Origin of the sequence: Nostoc sp. (assembly GCF_036918015.1) — a bacterium.
In the GTDB taxonomy this organism is placed as follows: domain Bacteria; phylum Cyanobacteriota; class Cyanobacteriia; order Cyanobacteriales; family Nostocaceae; genus Nostoc.
Window position 1 is genome coordinate 215,724 of sequence record NZ_JBALEO010000091.1, and the last position, 8,809, is coordinate 224,532.

10 protein-coding genes are annotated in these 8,809 nt (G+C 39.8%); 5 read left to right on the forward strand and 5 right to left on the reverse strand.

The window, feature by feature from the left end; all coding sequences use genetic code 11:
• Positions 1 to 66: 66 nt before the first annotated feature.
• Positions 67 to 1,137: an NADPH dehydrogenase NamA gene (gene namA, locus V7K61_RS28750; protein ID WP_335058562.1), complete on the reverse strand. Its 1,071-nt coding sequence runs from the start codon at positions 1,135 to 1,137 to the stop codon at positions 67 to 69.
• Between the two features lie 449 nt (positions 1,138 to 1,586).
• On the opposite strand from namA, the gene V7K61_RS28755 reads away from it, so the two are divergent.
• From V7K61_RS28755 to V7K61_RS28765, 3 genes are all read left to right on the forward strand, one after another.
• Positions 1,587 to 2,258 (forward strand): glutathione S-transferase family protein, encoded by a 672-nt coding sequence (locus V7K61_RS28755; protein WP_335058801.1) that lies wholly within the window; start codon positions 1,587 to 1,589, stop codon positions 2,256 to 2,258.
• A gap of 44 nt (positions 2,259 to 2,302) precedes the next feature.
• Positions 2,303 to 3,175 carry a CmcJ/NvfI family oxidoreductase gene (locus V7K61_RS28760; protein WP_335058803.1) on the forward strand — a complete coding sequence of 291 codons (873 nt, stop codon included), beginning with the start codon at positions 2,303 to 2,305 and terminating at the stop codon, positions 3,173 to 3,175.
• Between the two features lie 188 nt (positions 3,176 to 3,363).
• Positions 3,364 to 3,945: a beta-class carbonic anhydrase gene (locus V7K61_RS28765; RefSeq protein WP_335058806.1), complete on the forward strand. Its 582-nt coding sequence runs from the start codon at positions 3,364 to 3,366 to the stop codon at positions 3,943 to 3,945.
• On the opposite strand, the gene V7K61_RS28770 is transcribed toward V7K61_RS28765, so the two are convergent.
• Positions 3,923 to 4,954, reverse strand: coding sequence for an Mrp/NBP35 family ATP-binding protein (locus V7K61_RS28770; protein WP_335058808.1), 1,032 nt, complete (start codon positions 4,952 to 4,954; stop codon positions 3,923 to 3,925). The two genes, V7K61_RS28765 and V7K61_RS28770, sit on opposite strands and share 23 nt — an antisense overlap.
• A 250-nt stretch (positions 4,955 to 5,204) precedes the next feature.
• On the opposite strand from V7K61_RS28770, the gene V7K61_RS28775 reads away from it, so the two are divergent.
• On the forward strand, positions 5,205 to 5,717 hold the full coding sequence (locus V7K61_RS28775; RefSeq protein ID WP_335058810.1) for a 2'-5' RNA ligase family protein: 513 nt from the start codon (positions 5,205 to 5,207) through the stop codon (positions 5,715 to 5,717).
• A gap of 53 nt (positions 5,718 to 5,770) precedes the next feature.
• Here V7K61_RS28775 and V7K61_RS28780 read toward each other — a convergent pair whose 3' ends face one another.
• The 3 genes from V7K61_RS28780 to V7K61_RS28790 are packed head-to-tail and all read right to left on the reverse strand — an operon-like array spanning position 5,771 to position 7,805.
• The gene (locus tag V7K61_RS28780) at positions 5,771 to 6,538 is read right to left on the reverse strand and encodes a DUF4058 family protein (protein ID WP_335058812.1); all 768 of its coding nucleotides are present in this window, start codon (positions 6,536 to 6,538) and stop codon (positions 5,771 to 5,773) included.
• Positions 6,539 to 6,557: 19 nt separating this feature from the next.
• Positions 6,558 to 7,532, reverse strand: a complete 975-nt coding sequence (locus tag V7K61_RS28785) for a HEAT repeat domain-containing protein (RefSeq protein ID WP_335058813.1) — start codon at positions 7,530 to 7,532, stop codon at positions 6,558 to 6,560.
• Positions 7,533 to 7,577: 45 nt separating this feature from the next.
• Positions 7,578 to 7,805, reverse strand: a complete 228-nt coding sequence (locus V7K61_RS28790) for a 4Fe-4S dicluster domain-containing protein (RefSeq protein WP_012408944.1) — start codon at positions 7,803 to 7,805, stop codon at positions 7,578 to 7,580.
• A 100-nt stretch (positions 7,806 to 7,905) separates the two neighbouring features.
• On the opposite strand from V7K61_RS28790, the gene V7K61_RS28795 reads away from it, so the two are divergent.
• Positions 7,906 to 8,448 carry an REP-associated tyrosine transposase gene (locus tag V7K61_RS28795; protein ID WP_335058815.1) on the forward strand — a complete coding sequence of 181 codons (543 nt, stop codon included), beginning with the start codon at positions 7,906 to 7,908 and terminating at the stop codon, positions 8,446 to 8,448.
• The last annotated feature ends 361 nt before the right edge of the window (positions 8,449 to 8,809 follow it).

Sequence of the window (8,809 nt, forward strand, 5' to 3'; positions counted from 1 at the left end):
TTCTCTACGAGACGCTCCGCGTAGAGAAGTGCGGACTTTGCTTGTGTAGCCGCGATTTCCAATCGCTTACAGCCAAGCGCGATCGTATTGAACAGGCCAGAGTTTATCGTGTCCAAGTTGTTTGGCTGCCAGATGTGGCCAGTAAGGATTGCGGAGTAGTTCGCGTCCCAACAAAACTAGATCAGCGACTTCTGTACGAATAATCTCGTCAGCTTGTTCAGGGGATGTAATTAAACCCACGGCTCCTGTATGAATATTAGCTTCGCGGCGGATGCGTTCGGCAAACTGAGTCTGATAGCCAGATTTAATTGGGATATGAACGCCCGGTATAATACCGCCTGATGAAGTATCGATGAGATCGACTCCTAAAGACTTGAGTTTGTCACTTAAAGCAATACTTTGCTCAATGTCCCAGCCATCATTATCTACCCAATCAGTGGCGGAGATGCGTACCCAGAGTGGATGTGTCTGGGGCCAAACCTCTCGGACTGCTTGAACTATTTCTCTAAGCAGACGAGTCCGATTTTCAAAGCTGCCACCATAATCATCTTGACGGTGGTTAGAAAGAGGCGAGAGAAATTGGTGCAGTAGATAACCGTGGGCAGCATGGATTTCCACTACCTTAAAACCAGCTTGTAAAGAACGTTTGGCAGCTTGGGCAAAAGCATCAATAACTTCTTGAATTCCTTCAAGATTTAGGGCTTCTGGAACTGGACTATCTTGGCTAAAAGCGATCGCACTACTCGAAACTAAGGGCCGCCAACCTTCCTGAGATTCATCTAGTGCTTTCCCTCCTTTACTCGGTTTGGCAGTGCTGGCTTTTCTACCTGCATGAGCTAGTTGAATACCTGCAACAGCGCCAAAGTTATGAATTAATGCCACAGTCTTGGCTAAAGTTTCGATATGTGAATCTGACCAAATTCCCAAATCTTGCGGGCTAATGCGTCCACGCGCCTCCACAGCTGCCGCTTCTGTGAACACTATTCCTGCACCGCCAACTGCGCGAGAAGCTAGATGAATAACGTGCCAATCATTAGCATATCCATTTGTACTGGAATATTGACACATCGGTGAAACGGCGATGCGGTTGCGAAAAACAACTTCACGAATCTTGAATGGTTCAAATAGATGTGCCATTAATCTTAATTCCTTCTCTTGCTACGTAAAATAAATTGGCGAGGGATTTGCAGCATGAATTCGATTTCGCATTAAACAACTGGAGATTTTCTCTTCCGTACACTGAAATGAGCGATAAACGCCACAGCCAACAAAAAGAATCCCAAATCACAAACGCTTGATTATGTCTAGCTATTTATTTAGTTACACTAATAATTAGGTATGCATATTTTCATAAAGACTGTATACTATTTAAAGTACATTAAGCCGACCGATAAACTGTAGTATATCATCTAACTGACGTAGATACCTGCCAGTCAATTATTTAACTGCACTAATCAGAAAACAGAATGGTTTCTTTCATCCATAGTGGGCGATCGCTCATGAACAGCTTCTGTTTTATTGCTTTAGGTTGAGTTGTGCAATCTCAAATAGTCTGCATATCACGATTATTACAAGGAAAAGATTTCATGAGCAACATCAAACTATACTTCGCCAAAGCCTCTACCTTCTCTCAACGGACTCGCGTCGTCTTACTGGAAAAAGGTATTGACTTCACTCCGATAGAAATTGACCTACAAAATAAACCAGACGGGTACACGCAGATTTCGGGCTATGGTAAAGTTCCGGCGATCAAACATGGGGATGTGGAAATTTACGAGTCCGCCATTATCAATGAATATCTAGATGAAGTTTTTCCAGAACCAGCTTTATTACCCCGCGATCCCGCAGCTAAAGCGATCGCTCGGATTTGGATAGACTACGCCAATACTCGCTTTATCCCAGCTTTTAACAAATTCTTACGCGGTAAAGATAGCACCGAACAAGAACAAGGACGAAAAGAGTTCACAGAAGCACTTCTATATATTGAACAAGAAGGATTAGGCAAAGGTGATTACTTCTTAGGAGATCAGTTTAGCCTAGTTGATATCAGCTTCTATCCTTGGTTTGAACGTTTACCACTCTTAGAACACTTCCGCAAATTCACACTACCAGCAGAAACACCTCGTTTGCAGACATGGTGGAATCTGGTACGCGATCGCTCCTCAATCCAAGCAGTTGCAAATCCTGTGGACTTCTATTTGCAAAGATTCGCCAAAGTTCTCGGTGAACCTCTTCCCGTTGGTGCATCTCAAAAATAGGACACATGACCAACAATTAACCAAAATCCAAAATGGGATAACCTATGAGCTTAAATAACCAAGTTCTAGACAAACCAATTTCCGCAGAACTGCCATCGGTAGAGGCCAACCTCACTTACCTGATTCCAACGGCAGAAAAACCTGTTAACTATACTTACGAACCGCCAGCTGGGATTCCCCGCACAAATGCAACTTATCAGACATACAAACTGCCAATTTACAATGCTCGCTCCATCTCAGAGAACATATCGTTAGATCGAGAAGGATTCGCCTTTACTGGACATAATACTAATGTCCGCAACTTTTACGATGAAGACGAAGTACGCCGCGTCTACTATCCAGAAGCCGAGCAATTGTTAAAAGAGGTGACACGTGCAACGAAGGTAGTGATATTCGATCACACCTTGCGTAACGCTGGTCAGTCAAAGCCTGGTGAGAATAACATTAAAGAACCCGCCAAGCGCGTACACAACGACTTCACCGCCAAATCTGGCTATACTCGCGGCCGTTTGGAACTAGCAGCGCGAGGCATAGATGATGATGATATTGAGACGTTACTAAAACAACGATTTGCCATCATCAATGTTTGGCGAGCGATCGCACAACCAATTCAAGAGTCACCCTTAGCAGTGTGTGACGCGCAAAGTATTGCAATAACAGACCTTGTAGCTGGTGATTTAGTGTACCGCGATCGGGTTGGTGAGACATACGGAGTCACGTATAACTCCAAACATAAATGGTTCTACTTTCCGCAAATGCACAGAGACGAAGCACTATTTATCAAATGTTTCGACTCCGCAGAAAACGGATACGCCCGTTTTGCCGCCCATACAGCCTTTGAAGACCCCACCAGCCCAGCCAACGCTCCCCCACGAGAAAGCATCGAACTCCGAACATTGGTCTTTTACCCCGCATAGATCGCAAAAACTTGTCTCAAACTCCTACTATCTGCGCCTCTGCGTAAAACAAATTACATCAGTTTTCGTGTATTTTAACCACACCTGTCGTAGGGCGCAAGACCTTGCGCCCCACCTCGTGGTATGTTTGCTAACCAAGCGGTAAGGGTTAGCTATGCCGTCAGGCTTATCGCCCACATAAACTCAAAATGAGCCAAATTGTAGAAGAAGTTCTGGCAGCTAACCTTAGTTACACTGATAAATTCGGTGATAAAGGTAATCTCACCATACCCCCATCTCGTCGGTTTGCAATTCTCACGTGCATGGATGCTCGACTTGACCCAGCTAAATTTGCTGGACTAGCTGAAGGAGATGCCCATGTAATTCGTAATGCAGGTGGACGTGCTAGCGATGATGCGATTCGCTCTTTAGTAATTTCTTACAAATTACTTGGAACGCGTGAATGGTTTGTAATTCATCACACTAATTGCGGGATGGAAACCTTCACTAATGAAATTATCAGTAATTTACTTTCTAGTAGCCTCAAAACAGCCAAGCTAGATGAAAAAGGTTGGTCAGATATTGGATCTGGGTCGGGATCAGGCGAAGGCAAGTTTATCAATTGGTTGACTATTGATGACCAAGCAAAAAACGTTTATACAGATGTACAACGGATTCGTTTGCATCCATTAGTTCCGAATGAAATTCCGATCTATGGCTATATCTACGATGTCAAAACAGGGCAATTAATTGAAGTTCCTGAAGCTACTAAGCTTGGTAAAGCTGCGTAGTTTGATCGTGTAAAGTAAAAGTAGTATTTAATGAAATAGCTATTTGTGTAAAAACCTCCTTTGCTGGTGAAGCGTATTCGCTGATCGCAATCGGATTTCCAGTATCACTACCACTACAAATACGGGGATCGATGGGAATTTGTCCTAATAGAGGCGCTTGTAATTCTGCGGCTAGTTGTTCGCCGCCACCACTACCAAAAATCGGTGTGCGTGAACCACAATCACCACAAATTAAATAACTCATATTTTCAATGATGCCAAGAACAGGAACACCCACTTGGCGAAACATATATATATTACGTCGTACATCTGCAACAGCTACTTGTTGAGGAGTTGTCACTAAAATGACTCCACAAATTGGGCTTTCTTGGATAATTGTAATTTGAGCATCACCTGTACCGGGAGGTAAATCTATCAATAAATAATCTAATTCACCCCATTCCACATCTTGTAAAAATTGCGTGATAATTTTATGCAATACAGGCCCCCGCCATGCCAAAGGACGATTTGCTTCTGCAAGTAAACCCACTGACATTATTTTTATTCCTTGAACTTCTAGAGGTAAAAACTTATCACCTGTGGGAGTATTAATCACTTGAATATCAGCTTGTCCTAAACCCAACATTTGGGGAACATTGGGGCCATAAACATCAGCATCTAATAGTCCTACTTTTGCACCTTGTAATTTTAAAGCTGCGGCGATATTAACGGCTGTTGTGGATTTGCCCACACCACCTTTACCACTAGAAACTGCAAGAGTTGTTTTAACACCGGGAATGGTACAAATTTGAATATAAGTTTTTTTACACCAAGATATAGATGATAATTTAGATTGAATTTCTGGCTGTAATTGGTGCTGATGAGAACCAATATATAAACGTAAGTAAATATAGTCATCAATTATGCGTAAGTTTCGTACCATTCCCAAACTAACGATGTCATTTTTTAAGGTAGGTTCGATGATTTGTTTGAGTAGTTGGACTACTTCTTGCTGATGGTCTGTAGTCATATCTTCTGAATGTTAGAAGGGATATTTTTGTACCTCATGTTAGTGTAAGCTATCCTATAAAATTTGAAATATGCTATATAGCCTTTAATACTTTATAAGTATAGGAATACGGTTTGATTTCTGAAAAAAATTAAGTATTTGTAGGGTGCGTTATGACTTTAGTCTAACGCACCAAACCCTTGAAAATGGTGCGTTACGCTTCGCGATAACACACCCTACGTGTTGTTCAAAAATCAAATAGTAATCCTATATGTCTTATGCACTCGTACATTACCCCAATATTAACACAGAACATATCAATCAAATAAGGCATAAATATGACCCACAATTTGATTTAATTGAGCCACATATTACACTTGTATTTCCCCTAGTGGAGTCTATTAATAAAAACAATCTCATTCTTCATATTGATAGTATTTTGAGTAAGTGGAAAATATTTCCTATTTGTCTCAAAGGATTACAAAAATCATGGGATGAGTATATGTTTTTAATGATTGAAGAAGGAAAAGTAGATATGGTCAAGCTACACAACGAATTATATACAGGTATATTAGCTGAATATATCAGGGAAAGTTTACCATTCCTTCCACATTTAACACTAGGAAAATTTACAAAAGATACAGATAAATTTTTGCAAGTGTTAGAAGAAGTACAACATTTCGATTTAAATTATCGTTGTTTTGTCGATAAAGTCCACCTGATAAATATTGATGATAAGCAGAGGTCAATAATTTGGAGTCAAGAATTTGTATTGCGAAATTAGCAAAGCTTTGATTGGTTTGGCACTACTAAGTTACCAAGAACGATCGCTCTGATTTAGATCCTCTGCAAAACTTCTCTCACCCAAGCTTCTTCTTCGGGCGAGCGCACTATCTTTAAAGGTTGTGAATAATCAATTGCCAAGTCAAATCTAGCACGTTCGTAAACTTCGTTTAATAACCTTTGTAATTCAACTATCGGTTCAGGTTCTCCCTCACGCAAAGGTACAGGAAAAACAGGAATTGGGTTTTTTAAATCGAAAGTATATAAATCTGCGTCAGGCCTGTTGTAGCTGCGACTGACCAAGATACTATAACTATAATCTGTGGTTGATGCTCCAAGAATAGGCATTGGCTGCCCTTGTCTCAAGAGGTCAATTTCTACTAAGTTAGTTGCAGAAGCCAAAATTTTCTGTCGTTTACTTTCGTAGGCGGCTCTGCCTTCTTTGGAGCGTTTATTTTTAGGAGAAAGTATTTCAATCACAGCAACTACTTCTTTGGTTGGAGTTGCTCGCACCTCTAAAAATCGCTCAGTTATCTGTTCAGGTACAGGAACTCTCACTTTACTGGGTTCAACAAGTTTCGCAGCAGTCAAAGTTGAACTGTTATCTGTAGTGTTACGTTTGGCAACTGCTATATTAGCAATTCCTACGAGTAAGATATCATCTACACTAGTGTAAACTCGCTCTTCAATGGAAACTCGGTATTTAGGGGCGATTTGAGGAGTCAGGTCATCAGCGATCGCTACAATCAAACGATTATGAACTTGATGCCAAAGTTCAGGTTGTTCCAAATACGGGTTCATTCCAGGAAATGGATTGTCCATTAAGCTTTCCCTTAGTTATTTACTGCTCCCTTGAGACCATTCTATCTGTTTGAATCTTCTGAATTGCCCGTTGCGCTTGGATGGACACTTCTTTGTCAGGGTCATCTAAGGCTTGTTGTAGGGGATTAATAACGTCGGGATGAGCTAAATTTCCAAGTGCGATCGCAGCTTCTTTCCGTACATCGGCATATTCATCTGTTAATGCTTGAATTAATTTCGGCATAACTTGAATATCTGGAATTTTTTGTAAAGCTTGTGCTGCTGATTTCCGCACTTGCCAATGTTCATCATTTAAAGCTATTTCTAATGCTGAAATTGCTTGATTATTTGCATGAATAGCCAGAGATTGAGCTGCATTCCGACGAACTTGCCAGTCACTATCATTTGTAAGTGCTTGAGAAAGTATTGTAATTACTTCTGCATCTTGTAAATGTTCTAAAGTTAAAGCCGCAGCACGACGTACACTTGCTTCTTCATCAAAGATTAAATTTAAAGCTTGTGGACATTTTTCTAGTTGATTGATATATCGCAGTGTCGTAACGGCTGCTTCTCTTAACTCAGAATTTTTTGATTCTAAAAATGGCAAAATATATGGCAAAGATTGAATATCATGTATCTTCCGCAAAAGCACTAAAATATTTAATTGAAGATTCACATCATTACTTTGTAGTTTATCTAGTAAAAGTAATAATTCATTTGGTGTGATTAACTCGTTTAATGCTGATGCGGCTTCAGTACGAATATCTGCATCTGTTGAAGTGAGGCATTCAATTAAAGCCGGGATTGCAGCAGGATTGGCAATTTCCCAAAGGGCAGATATTGCTATTTTCTGAACAGTAATATGTTCGTCTTTCAAAGCTATAATTAAAGCGTCGATTGTTTCATCATCGCCTAGATGTTGCAAGGTTTTGACAGCTACTATCCGATCATTTACGTCAGGCGATCGCAACATTTCCAACCATTGGTTTAATTCCAAATTACTACTTGTAGACATTTTGAATCCTCTAGAAATAATTACTTCTTCTACTACTGCACACAACTAGCGCAACAAAAACGGAATTTGTACAGTAATTGCATTGGTTGGACATTCTTTTTCACAAGGTAGACAAAACCAACACTCATCATATTTCATATAAGCTTTCCCCGTCTCTGGATTCTTAGCCAATACATCCAAGGGACAAACTTCAATACAGGCTGTGCATTTTTCTAAACATTTTGATTCATCAACTATCACAGGAACATCTATTCTCTGATTGATTAAAGCCATAAAATAACTCCATGATTTTGTACTGAAACTGCTAAACGATAAAATAAATGGGGTAAGCTTACATCAATTATCTCATGATTTTAGGTTGTTTATAGGCATTATGGAATATCGCAGAGCCAAGATAGAAGGAGGTACATTTTTCTTTACCGTTGTTACTCATAACCGCCGGGAGTTTCTTTGTAATGCAGAGAATATTCTGCTGTTAAGACAAGCATTCAGAGAAGTAATGAGCAAATCTCCATTTATTGTAGATGCCATTGTCATATTACCAAACCACATACACTGTATTTGGACGTTACCACCAGGGGACACTGATTTTTCAGATCGTTGGCGATTAATCAAAAATTATTTTACCCATCATTGTGATATTCAATATCAAGGAAAAATCTCTGTATCACGTCAAAATAAAGGTGAAAAAGCTGTTTGGCAACGCAGATTTTGGGAACATCAAATTCAAGACGAAATTGATTTCATTCGTCATGTTGATTATATTCATTATAATCCTGTCAAGCATGGATATGTTAAAGCATCTAAAGATTGGAATTATTCAAGTTTCATTTTGTATGTAAACAAAGGAATTTACGATATAGATTGGGGTTCAGGAATAGAGATAGAATTTCCCGAAGATGTAGGAAATGAATAATCTATTCGTAGTTATTGTAGGTTGGGTGGAGGCGCAAGTTAATATCTTAGCAGCACAATGAACAATTTATATTGCGCCGTAACCCAACATCAAGCGATATTAATCTTAGCGAATAATTAAATATATAAAATAGGTTTAGCATTAATTTTATCCAATAAATTGAGAGATTATTATAGTGTAAATATTTTCTGCTTTCCCAATATCATGTGTTGGGTTCCACTACGTTCCACCCAACCTACAGGAGATAGCGATCGCACTTGCAGAATTTATTGTAGGTTGGGTGGAGGCGCAAGTTAATATCTTAGCAGCACAATGAACAATTTATATTGCGCCGTAACCCAACATCAAGCGATATTAATCT